The following is a 13466-nucleotide window of genomic DNA, read 5'->3' as shown; positions in this document are numbered from 1 at the left end:
TCAGCCCGCCCCGCCCCGGCTCTCCCTGATATCCCGCACCACCGCCGCCACCGACTCCCGGATCGCGTCCAGCTCCGTCAGGAAGTGCCAGTAGTCCGGATGCCGGCCACCCCCCTCCAGCGCCCCCACCGCCCGGTCCAACCGCTCGACGGCGTCGTCCAGCGGACGGGCGTGCCGCGGATCCGGCGTGCTCCGCCCCGCCATCGCCAGCTTCTGCGCGTCCCGCAGCGCGAACCGCGCCCGCTCCGTCTCCCGCTCGTGGCTGAACGCCACCTCGGTCAACCGTTCCAGCCGCTCCGAGGCAGCCGCCACCGCGCTGTCCCCGCTGTTCAACAGCGCCCGCACCGTGCCCAGCAGCACCGTCGCGTCCGCCCAGCGCTGCTCCCGCCGGGCCGCCCCCGCCTCCGTCAGCTTGTGCCGCGCCTGCCCCGCCGCGTCCCGCGCCTGCTCCGGCACCCGCTGCAGATCCTCCCAGCACGCCGCGCTGAACCGCCTCCGCAGCTCGCTCAGCACGGGCTCCACCCCGTCCGCCCGCGTCGCCAGCGCCTCCGCCCGGGTACGCAGCGACGCCAGCCTGCGGTCGATCTCCGCCGCCCGCTCCGGCAGCCGCCGCACCTCCTCGCGCACCGCCCCCGCCCGCCGCTGCACGTCCTCCGCCCGGCGGATCGTCTCCCCGACGCCGTGCCGCCCCGCGCCCTCGTTCAGCTTCGTCAGCTCCGGGCCGAGCGCCGCCAGCCGCGCCGCGAACTCGTCCGCCCCGAACCCCGCCTCCCGGGCCGCGTCCAGCTCCCGCGTCGCCGCCAGCAGGGCCTGCCGCGCCCGCTCCACCGCCGGCGCCACCTGCGCCAGCTGGCTCTCGGCCCGCTCCAGCAGCGGGGCCAGCCCCCGCCCGAAGCGCTCCAGCTCACCCTTCGCACGCTCCAGCTCGCCCCTGACCCCCTCCAGGTCCCGGCGCGCCTCCTGCGCCGCCCCCGGCTCCAGCCCCTCCCGATCCAGGTCGTGCCGGTCCACCGCGCTGATGTAGGCGTGGCTCACCTCGTCCACCCGGCGCCCGAACTCCGCGAACTCCCCGGCCACCCGCCGCCCCGCCGGTGAGCCGTCCACCGCGGTGATCGTCTCCACCGAGATGCCCAACTCGCGCTGCGCCGTGTCCAGCTCGTAGAACGCGGCCGCCGCCGCGTCCTTGGCCGCCTGCGCCTCGGCCCGGGCCTGCTGCGCACGCCCACCGCCAAAGCCCCACCGTCGCGTCACGCCGCCCCCGCTCATCGCCGCCACGCAATCCTCTCCCCGGCTCTCGACAGTGGCCCGGCGCCCATTGTCCCACCGCCCGCCCAACCCGCACCGTCCACGGCACCGCACGGCGGCGGTTATCCTTTACCCTCGTCATGCGCCCCGTCCACGGGGCGCGCGCACGTCCCGGGCGTATAGCTCAGCGGTAGAGCGCTGCCCTTACAAGGCAGATGTCACAGGTTCGATCCCTGTTGCGCCCACCGGTACGAAGACCCCCAGCCGATCACCATCACGCCGGGGGTCTTCGGCATGCTGGGCAGCGGCGGGCGCCCCCGGCCGGGCGGCGTCGCGGCACTCCCGGCGGAACGGACGGTGAGCGTTGGACGGAACACCAGGCGCGAGCACAGCCGGCGAGCGGCACCCGGACGCGGTCGCGGGCAGCGGGCGGCCGGTCGCGGCGGTGGTGACGCTGTCGGCTCTCACGCTCCTGTCGGCCGCCCTGTCGGTACTCGTCATGCTTCCGGCGGCACAGCATCTGCGCTCCTTCCAGGACGCCGAGCGGGCTGCTGCGACGCTGCATACGGAGGGCTCGTGCATGCTGGGCCGGTGCCGGGTCGAGTTCGAGGTCGACGGCAGGACCGTGGTGGCGGACCTGCCGTCGGGCAGCGGTGGTGGGAAGAGCTCGGTCGGGGCCGAGATGACCGTCCGCTACCACACCGGCGATCCACGGGTGGCCGTGCGCGAAGCGGACGTGGGGGGCGGCGGGGCCGCCGTGCTGGCGGTGATGTCGGGGGGAGCGGCCGTGTTCTTCCTGCTGATGTCGATCGTGGCAGTGGTCTACGCGCTCCGGCAGCGGCGCACAGCCCCGACGCGCGACGGCACGGACCGGTAACGGCGGGGGTGGCCGAAGACCGGAGCCCACGCCGGTCGGCCACGCGGGCAGGCAGCGCACCGGCGGGCGGCCCGGACGGTCAGGCGTTGCGGCGGCTCCGAGCCGGTGCGGTGCCCCGTCAGGCCCGGCCTCCGCAGGGTGGCCGGGCCTGAGCACGTCGGGCCAGCCCTCTGCGGGTTGGGGAGGCGCCGCTACGGGACCAGGAACCCGCGGCGTTGGACCGGGCGCTCACCGTCTCCGATGCGCAGCGACTGCCGTGCCGTCGAGGTGATGTCGCGGCCCTCGTCGTCCGGTACCGCAGGACTGAGCTGTACACCGATGCCGTGGCGGCCGTACGGCGCTGAGGCCGGGCCCCGTTGCAGGGACTGAACGGCCGTACTCCGCTCCGTGCTTCCGCCGCGAAACGGCACCCGCGTACCGTCCGGCCACACCCGGTCGGGGTGGCCGGGTGTGGTGAACTGCCGGCCATGACGCGAGTTCTGTACCTCCTCGGTTGCGCGGCCCCGCCCGTGCAGTACATCGACCGACCCGTTCGAGCGGCGCAAGCCGAGGGGTGGGAGGTGTGCGTGGGGCTGACGCCGACGGCCGCCGAGTGGATGAGCGACCGCGTCCCGGCCCTGGAGGAGCTGACGGGGCACCCGGTGCGGCACGCTCAGCGACGGTTGGGCGAAACATCGAGCTGGCCTGAGGCGACCGTGTCAGCGATCGTCCCCGCCACGCTGAACACGGTCAACGCGGTCGCGCTCGGGCTGACCTCGACGTGGCTTGCGGGGCATGCTGTCGAGGCGATCGGGAAGCGCTGGCCGCTGGTCGTGATGCCGTGCGTCAACAGCGCCTACGCCAGCCACCCGCAGTTCGGCCTGAGCCTGGAGACGCTGCGCGGCGCCGGGGTGCGCGTTCTGTACGGCGAGCCGGACGGCTTCGTGCCCGACCCGCCGGGGCGAGGGGACGCCGAAGGTTACCCGTGGCACCTGGCACTTGCTGCGGCGTTGAGCTGAGGGTGGCTTCGTGAAGACGGCAACCGCGACCGCGGGCGGGCTCGGACGCTCAACCCGAACCTGCACAGTGACCGCTGCCGGGCTCACGGTCGACGGCATGACGGCCGTCGACGACTCGTGCACCGAGCCCGCCGCGCGGACCGTCGTCACAGCCTCCCGCCGGCCGGCGCGCCACGTCGCGGCAGGGGCTGCTGTCGGACCTGGCCGGTGGGGCGGCGAAGCGGGCGCGGGGGCCGTACGTCCTCGACGAGGGTGATGCGCAGGGCAGGCTGGAGATGAGCCGGCGGGGCTGTACGGCGAGTGAGTTCCCGTGAACCGATGCGATCCCGGCGAGGGGGGACAGCGGGGAACGCGCTTGGTACTTTATCGAGCATTGCTCAATAAGACCGGAACAGCGGAGGGGCGTATGCGGGCGGTGCGGATCACGCGGCTGGACGGGCCGGAGGCCGTGGAACTGGGCGAGGCGGCGGTGCCGGACGATCCCGGTGCCGTCCTGGTGGACGTGCACGCGGCGGGGGTCGCGTTCCCCGACGTGCTGCTGTCCCGGGGGCTGTACCAGTACCGGCCGGAGCTGCCGTTCGTGCCCGGTGGCGAGGTGGCCGGAGTGGTGCGCCGGGCGCCGGAGGGCTCCGGGTTCGCGGCGGGTGACCGGGTGGTCGGGCTGACCGGTTTCGGCGGCGGCATGGCGGAGGTGGCCGCGGTGCCGCCGAACATGGCGTTCCGGCTGCCGGACGCGGTCTCCCTCACCGCGGGCGCGGGGCTGCTGTTCAACGACCTGACGGTGCACTTCGCGCTGCGCGAGCGCGCCGGACTCCGGGACGGCGAGACGGTGCTCGTGCACGGCGCCGCGGGCGGGGTCGGGACGTCGACGCTGCGGCTGGCCGGGGCGCTGGGCGCGGGGCGGGTGATCGCCGTGGTGAGCACCGAGGAGAAGGCGGAGGTCGCGAAGGCGGCCGGAGCGACGGACGTCGTGCTCACCGAGGGCTGGCTCGCCCGGGTCAGGGAGCTGACCGACGGCCGGGGCGTGGACGTCGTCGTCGACCCGGTGGGTGGTGACCGGTTCACCGACAGCCTGCGCTCGCTGGCCCCGGCCGGGCGGCTGCTGGTCGTGGGCTTCACCGGTGGCGAGATCCCGACGGTCAGGGTGAACCGGCTGCTGCTGAACAACGTGGACGTGCGCGGCGTGAGCTGGGGCGGCTGGTGGCTGGCGAACCCCGGCTACCTGGCCGAGCAGTGGGCCGAGCTGGAGCCGCTGCTGGCCTCGGGGGCCGTGTCGGTGCCGGAGCCGGTGCGCTGTCCGCTGGAGCGGGCGGCCGAGGCGATCGCCTCGCTGGAGGCGCGGACGGCGCTGGGGAAGGTCGTGCTGGAGGTGGCGTCGCAGGGCGGTTCCGAGGACCCTTCCTAGAATGGCGGGCATGCCCGCTTCCCCCTCCCGGCCCGTCTCCGCCCGTGCGCGCCTGAGTGCCGAGGACCGGCGTCGCCAACTCGTCGGCATCGGGCTGCGGATGCTGACGGAACGGCCGATCCACGAGCTGTCGATCGACGAGATCGCGGCGCAGGCGGGGATCTCGCGTGGGCTGCTGTTCCACTACTTCGCCACGAAGCGGGACTTCTACGTCGCCGTGGTCCGGGCCGCCGCCCGCCGCATCCTGCGGGCAGCACGTCCGGATCCGGAGGCCCCGCTCGCCGAGCAGCTCACGCAGTCGCTCGACGGCTACCTGGGGTTCCTCGAACGCCGCAGGGAGCCGTACGTCGCCCTGCTGCGCGGTTCGGCCGGGGGCGCGGACTACGTCGTCGAGATCTACGAGGAGATCCGGGGCGCGTTCGTGGAGCGGGCGGCCGCGGCCCTCGGGCCGGTCAGCCGGACGCCGCGGACGGAGTTGGTGCTGCGCGGCTGGTTCAGCTTCGTCGAGGACACCGCCCTGGCCTGGGCGAGGGAGCGTCCGATGCCCCGGGAGGACGTGGTGCTGCTGCTGGCCCAGGCGCTGCCCGCCCTCGTGACGACGGCGGAGCCGGGGATCAGGACGGAGCTGCCGGCGGAGCTCGTCACACACCTGGGCCTCCACGGGGACTGACCGGCGCCGACGGTGGCTGACCGGGACCGGCCTGGGTGACCGGCGCTGACCGGAACTGACCGGCGCCGACCGGAGCTGACCGGCGCCGAAGGGTGCGGGCCGGAGGGTCGCGGCGGCGGAGTCAGCCGCGCCCGGTGTCGGCGCTGACGTCGAGCCGCCCGCCCTCGCAGGCCCGGGCGGGGCCGTGCCCGGGCCCGCGGTCCCGGTTGCGGCGGCCGGCGGTGGTCCAGAGCCCGGCGGCACCGGCGGCCAGCGCGCCGACGAGGGCAGCGAGCAGGGCGCGGCCGTGGATGTTGCCGTCGGAGCCGGTACCCGCCAGGTCCTCGTCGGTGGACCCGGCGGACCCGGTGGACCCGGAGGGGCTCGTGGGCGGGGTGAGCGGCGTGTCGAGGCAGCCGGTGAAGGGCGCCCGGCGGGTGTCGGATCCGGGGCCGTCGAGCGAGGCTGCGATCACGGTGCCGCTGACCTGGCCGCCCGAGCCCAGCTCGACGTCGGCGTGCGGGGCGAGCAGGGTGCCGGGCCAGTCGGCCTTGGCGGGCTGGACGACCTTCGCGGCGTCGGGGAAGTTCCACAGCAGCTTGCCGGGCGCGAGGCCCCCGGCCCCCGCGCGGTCGCCGCCGTCCCCTTCGGTGGAGCCCTCCGGCGTCGGCCGGGACTCGATGCGCGGGGCCCCGTCGGCGTAGACGTGCCCGGAGACGTTCACGACCGTCGTCGCGCCGCGGGGCACGGTGAGCTCGACCCGGCGGGCGGAGGCCAGCTGCTCCGCGCTGACCGGGAAGACGTTCAGGGCCTCGTCGGCGCCCAGCAGCCGGACGACGGCGCCCCCGTTGGCCGTCGTGACGGTGACGCTGCCGCGGGCCGGGAGCGCGTCCAGCCGCTCGGAGAGGTCGCGCAGGCCCTGGAACTCGGCGGCGAAGTCGACGGCGGAGCCGCCCTGGACGGCCTCCAGGCCGGACTTGAGGACGGGGGGACGGCCGTCGAGCTCGCCGTAGACCGTGGTGCCACGCTCCAGAACGGTGAAGGTGGCGCTGCCCGCCGGGCCGTTGTGCAGGGTGCCGCCGACGACGAGTGTGGTGTCGTCGGGCACGTCGCCGGAGGCGGGGTGGGCGGCGAGGCGGAAGCCACGGGTGAAGTCGGCGTCGCCGCCGACGGCGACGGCTCCCCCGGTGCTGCCGAAGCGTGCGGCGTCACCCTCCACGAACTCCGTGAACGCCCCGGCGGCGCCGAGCTGCGGGCCGCAGGCCGGGGCGGCGGCCGCGGGTGCGGACGTCGCGACGAGGAGGCCGCTGGCCGCCAGTAAGGCGGGGACGAGGGCAGCGCGTGGGGGGAGGGGCCGCATGCGAGGCATGATCGCCAGCGCGCAAGGAGCCGGTCAAGTGGATTGGGCGCGTGGGCGAGACCGTGATGAAGCCGTCACGAACCCTTGTCCCAGCCCGGGCCGTGGGCCCGGCCGCGGGGCGGGCGGCCGTCGTCCCGGTGCGGCGTCTCCGTCTCGGAGCCGCCCAGCTCCAGGGAGAGTTCGTGGACGAGGGAAGTGAGGTCGCGGGGCCGCTCGGGGGTCCACCAGTCGCCGAGGAGTGCGGCGAGCGCGTCCTCGCGGGCGGCGGCGAGCCGGGCCGCGGCGTCCTGCCCGCGGGCGGTGAGGCTCAGGCCGGGCCCCTCGCGGTCGGCGAGGTGCCGCTCCTCGGCCTGCCGGGCCCCGGCGAGGATGACGCCCCGGTCGATGTGGAGCCGGTCGGCGAGCAGGGCGGGCTCGACGGTGCCGTCGCGGTACATGCGCAGCAGGAGCCAGCCCGCGGCCGGACGCAGCTCCAGCCCCGCGTCGGCGACGAGCCGGGCGTAGAGGTCCTTCTGGCCCTCGCGGGTGCTGAGCACGGAGAGCGCGCGGCACAGCTCCTCCCGCGAGGAGCGCTCGACGGGGTTGAGGCCGAGGGTCTCGCTGGTGTCGGGGGCCTGGACGCTGGCCCGCAGCGGAGTCTCGTGGAGCAGGCAGGCGAGCACGAAGGCGACGGCCATGACCGGCGCGGCCCAGAGGAAGACGTCGGTGATCGAGTCCGCGTAGGCCTCCCGGGCCGCAGCCTGCCCGGCCGGGTCGAGCCGCCCCAGGCCGCGCGGGTCCTCGGCCAGCCCGTCGGGGGTGACGCCGGGTGGCAGGGGCCGGCCGGCCAGGGCGTCGGTGAGCCGGGGCTCCAGCAGCGCGGCGAAGATCGCGCCGAAGACGGAGACGCCGACGGCCGCGCCGATGGAGCGGAAGAAGGTGGCCCCGGAGGTGGCGACGCCCAGGTCCTCGTAGCGCACGGCGTTCTGCGCGGCCAGGACGACCACCTGGAGCACGAGCCCGAGCCCCAGCCCGAAGGCGAGGAAGTACAGGTTCATCCGCCAGCCGCCGCTGTCCGCGTCGAGGGTGTGCAGGAGCAGCAGGCCGACGACGGTCAGCGCGGTGCCGGTGACGGGGTAGATCTTCCAGCGCCCGGTGCGGGTGATGAGCTGCCCGGAAAGGGTGGAGGTGACGAGCATGCCGAGCACCATGGGCAGCATGTGCACCCCGGAGAGGGTGGGGCTGATGCCGTGCACCACCTGGAGGAACGTCGGCAGGTAGGTGAGGGAGCCGAACATGGCGAACCCGAGGACGAAGCCGATCACCGAGCACAGGGTGAAGGTGCGGATGCGGAACAGCTTCAGCGGCAGCACGGGCTCGGCCGCGCGGCGCTCGGTCTGGACGAACCAGAGGAGCAGGACGGCGCCGAGGGCGGCGAGCCCGACGATCTCGGGCGAGCCCCAGGGCCAGGTGGTGCCGCCGAGTGAGGTGACCAGTACGACGGCGGCGGCGACGCCGGCGATGAGCGCGGTGCCCAGGTAGTCGATGCGGTGCCGCTCGCGCCGCGCGGGCAGGTGCAGGACGGCCGCGATGACGAGCAGCGCGAGGGCGCCGAGCGGGAGGTTGACGTAGAAGACCCAGCGCCAGGTCAGGTGGTCGACGAACAGGCCGCCGAGCAGCGGGCCCAGCACGCTGGTGACGCCGAAGACGGCGCCGAAGACGCCCTGGTAGCGACCGCGTTCCCGGGGCGGCACGAGGTCGCCGACGATCGCCATGGACAGCGCCATGAGCCCGCCGCCGCCGAGCCCCTGCACGGCGCGGAAGCCGATCAGCTGCCCCATGCTCTGGGCGGCTCCGCACAGCGCGGAGCCGGCGAGGAAGAGGACGATGGCGCCCTGGAAGAGGCGCTTGCGCCCGTACTGGTCGCCGAGCTTTCCCCACAGCGGGGTGCCCGCGGTGGCGGCGAGCAGGTAGGCCGTGACGACCCAGGACAGGTGGTTCATGCCGCCGAGTTCGCTGACGATCGTGGGCAGCGCGGTGGCCACGATCGTCTGGTCGAGCGCGGCGAGGAGCATGCCCATGAGGAGGGCGCTGAGGGCCAGGTAGAGGGTGCGCTTGTCCTGGCCGGTGGTGGGCCCGGCGGTCGGCGCTTGCGTCATGGATCCATGGTCGGGGACCTTCCGCCCGCCGTCCTGTCGAGCCGACGGCGGTTCGGCGCGCGTGCTCCGTGGACCCTCCGGCGTGCGGAGGGCTGGCGCTGGCCGTTTTTGTTTTGTACGATGACAAAACAAAGTGGCTCCGCCCGTTCCCACAACCGACGTGGGATCCCTGACCAGCGGGCGGGGCCGCTCTGTGTCGTCCGGGGGCCTTCCCCGTCCTCCCTCCCGGCGCCCTCCGGGTCGCTCGGCGAGAGAGCCCCGCCCCCGGCCCCCGCGCGTCGCGCCCCGCCGGCGTCGGGCCCCGGGGCCTCAGGCGAGGGCCTCGTACAGGCTCCACGCGCCGAGCGCGGTCATGACGCCCGCCGCTATGCGCGTGACCAGGCGCAGCGGCACGCGGCGCATCAGCGCCCGGCCGCCGAGGATCCCGATCGCGGCCACCGACCACAGGGCGAGCACCGCGCCGATCCCGACGGAGAGTGGATCCTCGTAGTGGGCGGCCAGGTTCGCGGTCATGATCTGGGTGAGGTCGCCGAACTCCGCGATCATGATCAGGCTGAAGCCGCTGCCCGCCACCTTCCAGAACGAGGGATCGGCGGGGCGCTCCACCGACTCCTCCTGCTCGTCCGCGCCCTGGTGCCACAGCAGCATCGCCGCACCGCCCAGGAAGAGCAGCCCGGTGACGGCCGCGAGCACCCTCTCGGGCAGCAGGGTCAGCACGCTGCCCGCCGCCACCGCGAGGGCGACGTGGACGGCGAACGCCGCCGCGACCCCGGCGAAGACGTAGGACGCGCGGTAACGGGTGCCGAGGACGAGTCCGGCGAGGGCGGTCTTGTCGGGCAGCTCGGCGAGGAAGACGACGCCGAACACGACGGCGGCGACGGTGACACTGAACACGGATGGATACCTCGTGGGCTCGGGCCGCGCCGAGGCCTGCGGTGAGACGTGCTTCGGCGCGGCAGCGTACGGGACACTGCGGCCGAAGGTCTCGCCGGCGCACCGCGTGGTTCGCGGTGGCGCTCCGGGCGCCGGGGCGGTGTGTGAGCCGCCCAGTATGTCGACGGTCCGGCGGAGGGCTACTCCCCTTCAGGCCCCCCAGCCTAGGCCATGCGCCCCGGCCCCGCTTCGGGCCGTGGCCGGGCTTGTGCGCTTGCGGGCGCCGCCTTCGGCCTGGCAGCGCCCCCTCGGAGGGGCCCGGCGCTCCGTCCGCGTGACCGTGCAGGTGTGGGAGGCTTCACATGGCTGTCGTGCCGGAGCGGCGTGCCGGCCCAGGACGTCGTCTCCGTGGGCGGGGGCAACACCGCGAACCTCCGGGCCGTCTGGCGCACGCACGGCGTGGACCAGATCCTGCGCGAGGCCTGCGCGCGCGGAACGGTGCTGTGCGGCATCCGCGCCGGAGCCAACTGCCGGGCCGAGGGCTCGCATACGGATTCCTTCGGCCCGCTGACACGTCTGTCCGACGGGCTGGGGCTGCTGCCCGGCTCGGTCTGCCCCCGCTACGACGGTGAGCCGGGCCGCCGCTCGTCCTGTCGCTCAGCCGTGGAGGCGGGCGCGCTCCCGGCGGGGTGGGCGCTGGAGGACGGTGTCGGCGCCCTCTTCACCGACGGTCTGTTGACCGACGCGGTGACGCGCAGGCCGCGTGCGCGGCTGTACCGGCTGAAGCGGGGTGAGCGCGGCGGGGTCGAGGAGCGGGCGGTGCCCTGTCGCGTGCTCCACGTCGGCCGGCGCCCCGGCTCTCCGGTGTGAGGTCCGCGGGCCGCGCGTACTTCCGCGCGGTTTCGGGGGCCGTGGTGGAAGCCGGGGTGTGCGCGGGTCTTGAACTGACGTGTTCATGTCGTCAATCTGTTACCTGCGGCCCGCCGGGGCGCTACCCGGCGGCAGCAGCATGCCGGAGGCGCCACCGGTACGACCCCCACCAGCCGCATCCCCTCACCCCAGGGAGTCCGTATGCCCCGCATACGCCTGTCCGCCCTCAAGGCGCGCTTCTACGCGCGTCGCACCCGACTGGCCCTGGCCACCTCCGTGGCCCTGGCGGGCCTCTCCGCCGGACTGCTGGCCACGGCCCCGACCGCACAGGCCGCGCCCCCCACCCCGCCGAGCACCTCGACGGCGCTCTACATGCTCGACGTGCTCACCGTCGACAGCGAGGACTCGCTGAGCGGGTACGACCGCGACCTCTTCCCGCACTGGATCTCGCAGGGCGACAACTGCAACACCCGTGAGGTCGTCCTGCAGCGCGACGGCTACAACGTCACGACGGACTCCGAGTGCCGTGCGACCGGTGGCCGTTGGTACTCCCAGTACGACGGCGTCACGCTGTACGACTCCTCGGACCTCGACATCGACCACGTCGTCCCGCTGGCCGAGGCGTGGCGCTCCGGCGCTCACTCCTGGTCCTACTCCAAGCGGCGTTCCTTCGCCAACAACCTCAGCGCCGCCCAGCTCATCGCCGTCTCCGCGAGCTCCAACCGATCCAAGGGCGACCGGGACCCCTCCGAGTGGCTGCCGCGTTCGAGCTACCAGTGCCTGTACGCCCGCTCCTGGGTATGGGTCAAGTACAACTACTACATGAAGATCGACCCGGCCGAGAAGTCCGCCCTGCGCTCGGTCCTCAACGGCTGCTGACGCCTGCGCGCAACGGCGGGGGCCCGGGTGCCACGCGGCCCCGGGCCCCCGCCGTTCCTCCGCCGTTCCCCCGTCAGGCCACGGGCGCCCGCGGGACGAAGGGTACCGAGAAGCAGGCGACGGTCTCCCCGGCGAAGCCGGCCTCACCGCGCTCCGAGCGCGTCTGGTGCCGGTGCAGCGTCACCGAGCGGGCCTCGCCCGGGCGGAACGTCCACGTCTTGCGGGACCGGCTGGTCCCGGTGCCGTCCGCACCCGTGGTGACGTCAAGCCAGACCTCGTTCCACGGGTTGGCGTAGGCCGGATCGCCCGAGGGCTGCACCGGGTCCACGACGTGCTGGTAGTGCGGGCCGGCGTCCGCCGGTCCGGGACCGCAGGGCCGGGTGTGGACGTGCGCCCCGAAGGTGTGGTCCGGCTCCAGCCCGTGGACCGCCAGAGCCACCGTCATCCCCTCGTCGTCCAGCTGCTGACGCACCCGCACCCCGGCGCCCTCGGGCACGAGATCCGGCGCGTACGTCACGGCTGTAGCTCCCGGGTGCGCCTCCGCCGCGACGAAGCCGGCGGCCCGGGTGATCTGGACCACGCCCTGTGTGTGGGGCGCCGCCTTCGTCGCCGGGCTCGCCCCCGTGGTGGACAGCACCGCGAGCGCGGCGGCCATCGCCGCCGTGGCCGGGCCAGTGACCATGTCGTTCTCCCTCGTCTCTCGAGTCCCCTTCGAGCGGTATCGCGGACACTGTGCCCCGTCCCCGGTGCAGATCCGCGACGAGTGCGGCGCCACGCGAACCCCTGCGATCCGTGTGGGGGAACCGCGCGTACGCTGTACGGCGGAAGGCAGCTCCCGTCCGAGGAGCCGGACCGGGAGCGAAGGTGCTGGAATCTTTGGGGACGTTGGTCTACGAGCCGTGGATCTACGTCCTCGTCGTGCTCTCCGTCCTGCTGGACGTGTTCCTGCCGGTGCTGCCCAGCGGTGTCCTGCTGGTCACCGCCGCCACCGCGGCGGCCGCCGGGTTCACCGAGTCCGGCGCGGCTCCCGGGGCCCGGCTGCCCGAAACGTTCTTCCTGATCCTGTGCGCGGCCACCGCCTCCGTCCTCGGTGACGTCGCCGCCTTCTTCCTGGCCCGGCGCGGCGGCGACCGCTTCGCCGCCCTCGTGGCCCGCTCACGAAGACTCTCGACGGCGCAGAGCCGGCTGGGCCGCGCACTGCGCCGGGGCGGGGGCCCTCTCATGGTGCTCGCCCGTTTCGCCCCGGCCGGCCGGACGGTGACGAGCATCGCGGCCGGCGCGACCCGCCGCGGCGTCCACGGTTTCGTCATCTGGTCCGCCGTGGCGGGCCTCGCCTGGGCCGGATACAGCGTGTCCCTGGGCTACTTCGGCGGCCGGGTGCTCGGCGTCAGCTGGGGCGGCGCCGCCGTCTCCGTCGCCGCGCTGTGCGCGGCCGGCGCGATCGCCGCCCGCCTGCTGCGCGGCCACGCCGACGGCGCCCCCGGCTGATCCTCCGACGTCCGGCCCGTCCGACGTCAGACCCGTCCGGCCAGCGGCAGACCGCCGACGAGGCCGTCACATGGGACGATGCCTGCCATGCCCGACGACCCTCAGCAGACCTGGCACACCCGCACCGAGGTGCCGGGCGACACCCTGGACGCCGCCACCGTCCGCCGCATCCTGCGGTCCGCCTTCGACTCGCCGCACGAGGCCGAACTCGTCGACGCCCTGCGGAACGGCCCCGCGTGGCTGCCCCACCTGTCCTGGCTCGCCGAGACGCCGGACGGCGAGCCCGTGGCCTACGTCCTGCTGAGCCGCTGTCACATCGGCACCGCCGAGGCGCTGGCCCTCGCCCCCTGCGCCACGCTGCCCGAGCGGCAGGGGAGCGGCGCGGGTGCCACCGCCGTCCAGGCAGCCCTGGACGCCGCCCGCGAAGCCGGGGAGAGCACCGTCGTCGTGCTCGGCCACCCCGACTACTACCCGCGCTTCGGCTTCCGGCCCTGCGCCGAGTTCGGCATCACGCCGCCCCCGGGCCACGACTGGCCCGCCGAGGCGTTCCTCGCCCTCCCCCTCACCGCGGCCCCGCCCCCCCGCCGGCCCCGTCACCTACCCGCCCGCCTTCGGCCTCTGACGACGGCGGGAGACCGCGCGCGGGGCGCGGTCTCCCGGTTGCCGGGAAGCCCGGCGGGCTGA

At 74.8% G+C, this 13466-nt stretch carries 12 protein-coding genes, 1 tRNA gene and 1 pseudogene; 9 read left to right on the top strand and 5 right to left on the bottom strand.

Features of this window, described 5'->3' with window-relative positions; translation table 11 throughout:
• Window positions 1-1266: a hypothetical protein gene (locus O7609_RS05015; protein WP_269743129.1), complete on the bottom strand. Its 1266-nt coding sequence runs from the start codon at window positions 1264-1266 to the stop codon at window positions 1-3.
• 152 nt (window positions 1267-1418) lie between these two features.
• On the opposite strand from O7609_RS05015, the gene O7609_RS05010 reads away from it, so the two are divergent.
• The 5 genes from O7609_RS05010 (at window position 1419) to O7609_RS04990 (ending at window position 5195) form a co-directional block, all read left to right on the top strand.
• A tRNA-Val gene (locus tag O7609_RS05010) sits at window positions 1419-1490 on the top strand.
• 119 nt (window positions 1491-1609) lie between these two features.
• Window positions 1610-2122 carry a hypothetical protein gene (locus O7609_RS05005; RefSeq protein WP_332328035.1) on the top strand — a complete coding sequence of 171 codons (513 nt, stop codon included), beginning with the start codon at window positions 1610-1612 and terminating at the stop codon, window positions 2120-2122.
• 467 nt (window positions 2123-2589) lie between these two features.
• Entirely contained in the window at window positions 2590-3120 is a 531-nt protein-coding gene (locus O7609_RS05000; RefSeq protein WP_269733698.1) for a flavoprotein, read from the top strand.
• Between the two features lie 406 nt (window positions 3121-3526).
• Window positions 3527-4525: an NADPH:quinone oxidoreductase family protein gene (locus tag O7609_RS04995; protein WP_269743128.1), complete on the top strand. Its 999-nt coding sequence runs from the start codon at window positions 3527-3529 to the stop codon at window positions 4523-4525.
• A 10-nt stretch (window positions 4526-4535) separates the two neighbouring features.
• Window positions 4536-5195 carry a TetR/AcrR family transcriptional regulator gene (locus tag O7609_RS04990; protein WP_269733696.1) on the top strand — a complete coding sequence of 220 codons (660 nt, stop codon included), beginning with the start codon at window positions 4536-4538 and terminating at the stop codon, window positions 5193-5195.
• Between the two features lie 121 nt (window positions 5196-5316).
• On the opposite strand, the gene O7609_RS04985 is transcribed toward O7609_RS04990, so the two are convergent.
• The 3 genes from O7609_RS04985 to O7609_RS04975 all read right to left on the bottom strand — a co-directional run bounded on the left by O7609_RS04985 (window position 5317) and on the right by O7609_RS04975 (window position 9566).
• Window positions 5317-6534 carry a choice-of-anchor A family protein gene (locus O7609_RS04985; RefSeq protein WP_269733695.1) on the bottom strand — a complete coding sequence of 406 codons (1218 nt, stop codon included), beginning with the start codon at window positions 6532-6534 and terminating at the stop codon, window positions 5317-5319.
• 74 nt (window positions 6535-6608) lie between these two features.
• Window positions 6609-8672, bottom strand: coding sequence for an MDR family MFS transporter (locus tag O7609_RS04980; protein ID WP_269733694.1), 2064 nt, complete (start codon window positions 8670-8672; stop codon window positions 6609-6611).
• Between the two features lie 309 nt (window positions 8673-8981).
• The gene (locus O7609_RS04975; protein WP_269733693.1) at window positions 8982-9566 is read right to left on the bottom strand and encodes a TMEM165/GDT1 family protein; all 585 of its coding nucleotides are present in this window, start codon (window positions 9564-9566) and stop codon (window positions 8982-8984) included.
• 369 nt (window positions 9567-9935) lie between these two features.
• Between O7609_RS04975 and O7609_RS04970 the strand changes: the two are divergent.
• Window positions 9936-10415, top strand: a pseudogene (locus tag O7609_RS04970) (Type 1 glutamine amidotransferase-like domain-containing protein); the annotation flags it as partial.
• Between the two features lie 201 nt (window positions 10416-10616).
• On the top strand, window positions 10617-11294 hold the full coding sequence (locus O7609_RS04965) for a GmrSD restriction endonuclease domain-containing protein (protein ID WP_269743127.1): 678 nt from the start codon (window positions 10617-10619) through the stop codon (window positions 11292-11294).
• Window positions 11295-11367: 73 nt separating this feature from the next.
• Here O7609_RS04965 and O7609_RS04960 read toward each other — a convergent pair whose 3' ends face one another.
• The gene (locus O7609_RS04960; protein ID WP_269733691.1) at window positions 11368-11976 is read right to left on the bottom strand and encodes a superoxide dismutase family protein; all 609 of its coding nucleotides are present in this window, start codon (window positions 11974-11976) and stop codon (window positions 11368-11370) included.
• A 182-nt stretch (window positions 11977-12158) separates the two neighbouring features.
• Here O7609_RS04960 and O7609_RS04955 point away from each other — a divergent pair, with 182 nt between their 5' ends.
• Window positions 12159-12782 carry a DedA family protein gene (locus tag O7609_RS04955; protein ID WP_269733690.1) on the top strand — a complete coding sequence of 208 codons (624 nt, stop codon included), beginning with the start codon at window positions 12159-12161 and terminating at the stop codon, window positions 12780-12782.
• 87 nt (window positions 12783-12869) lie between these two features.
• The gene (locus tag O7609_RS04950) at window positions 12870-13466 is read left to right on the top strand and encodes a GNAT family N-acetyltransferase (protein ID WP_269743126.1); all 597 of its coding nucleotides are present in this window, start codon (window positions 12870-12872) and stop codon (window positions 13464-13466) included.

Source organism: Streptomyces sp. WMMC1477, from assembly GCF_027460245.1.
GTDB lineage: Bacteria > Actinomycetota > Actinomycetes > Streptomycetales > Streptomycetaceae > Streptomyces.
This window is presented reverse-complemented; position numbering and strand designations above follow the sequence as displayed.

What these genes read in the sequence shown, in the direction of transcription:
- O7609_RS04995 (WP_269743128.1), top strand. Translation starts at nt 3,527, where the DNA reads ATGCGGGCGGTGCGGATCACGCGGCTGGACGGGCCGGAGGCCGTGGAA.
- O7609_RS04965 (WP_269743127.1), top strand. Translation starts at nt 10,617, where the DNA reads ATGCCCCGCATACGCCTGTCCGCCCTCAAGGCGCGCTTCTACGCGCGT.
- O7609_RS04990 (WP_269733696.1), top strand. Translation starts at nt 4,536, where the DNA reads ATGCCCGCTTCCCCCTCCCGGCCCGTCTCCGCCCGTGCGCGCCTGAGT.
- O7609_RS05015 (WP_269743129.1), bottom strand. Translation starts at nt 1,266, where the DNA reads ATGAGCGGGGGCGGCGTGACGCGACGGTGGGGCTTTGGCGGTGGGCGT.
- O7609_RS04950 (WP_269743126.1), top strand. Translation starts at nt 12,870, where the DNA reads ATGCCCGACGACCCTCAGCAGACCTGGCACACCCGCACCGAGGTGCCG.
- O7609_RS04960 (WP_269733691.1), bottom strand. Translation starts at nt 11,976, where the DNA reads ATGGTCACTGGCCCGGCCACGGCGGCGATGGCCGCCGCGCTCGCGGTG.
- O7609_RS04980 (WP_269733694.1), bottom strand. Translation starts at nt 8,672, where the DNA reads ATGACGCAAGCGCCGACCGCCGGGCCCACCACCGGCCAGGACAAGCGC.
- O7609_RS05000 (WP_269733698.1), top strand. Translation starts at nt 2,590, where the DNA reads ATGACGCGAGTTCTGTACCTCCTCGGTTGCGCGGCCCCGCCCGTGCAG.
- O7609_RS04985 (WP_269733695.1), bottom strand. Translation starts at nt 6,534, where the DNA reads ATGCGGCCCCTCCCCCCACGCGCTGCCCTCGTCCCCGCCTTACTGGCG.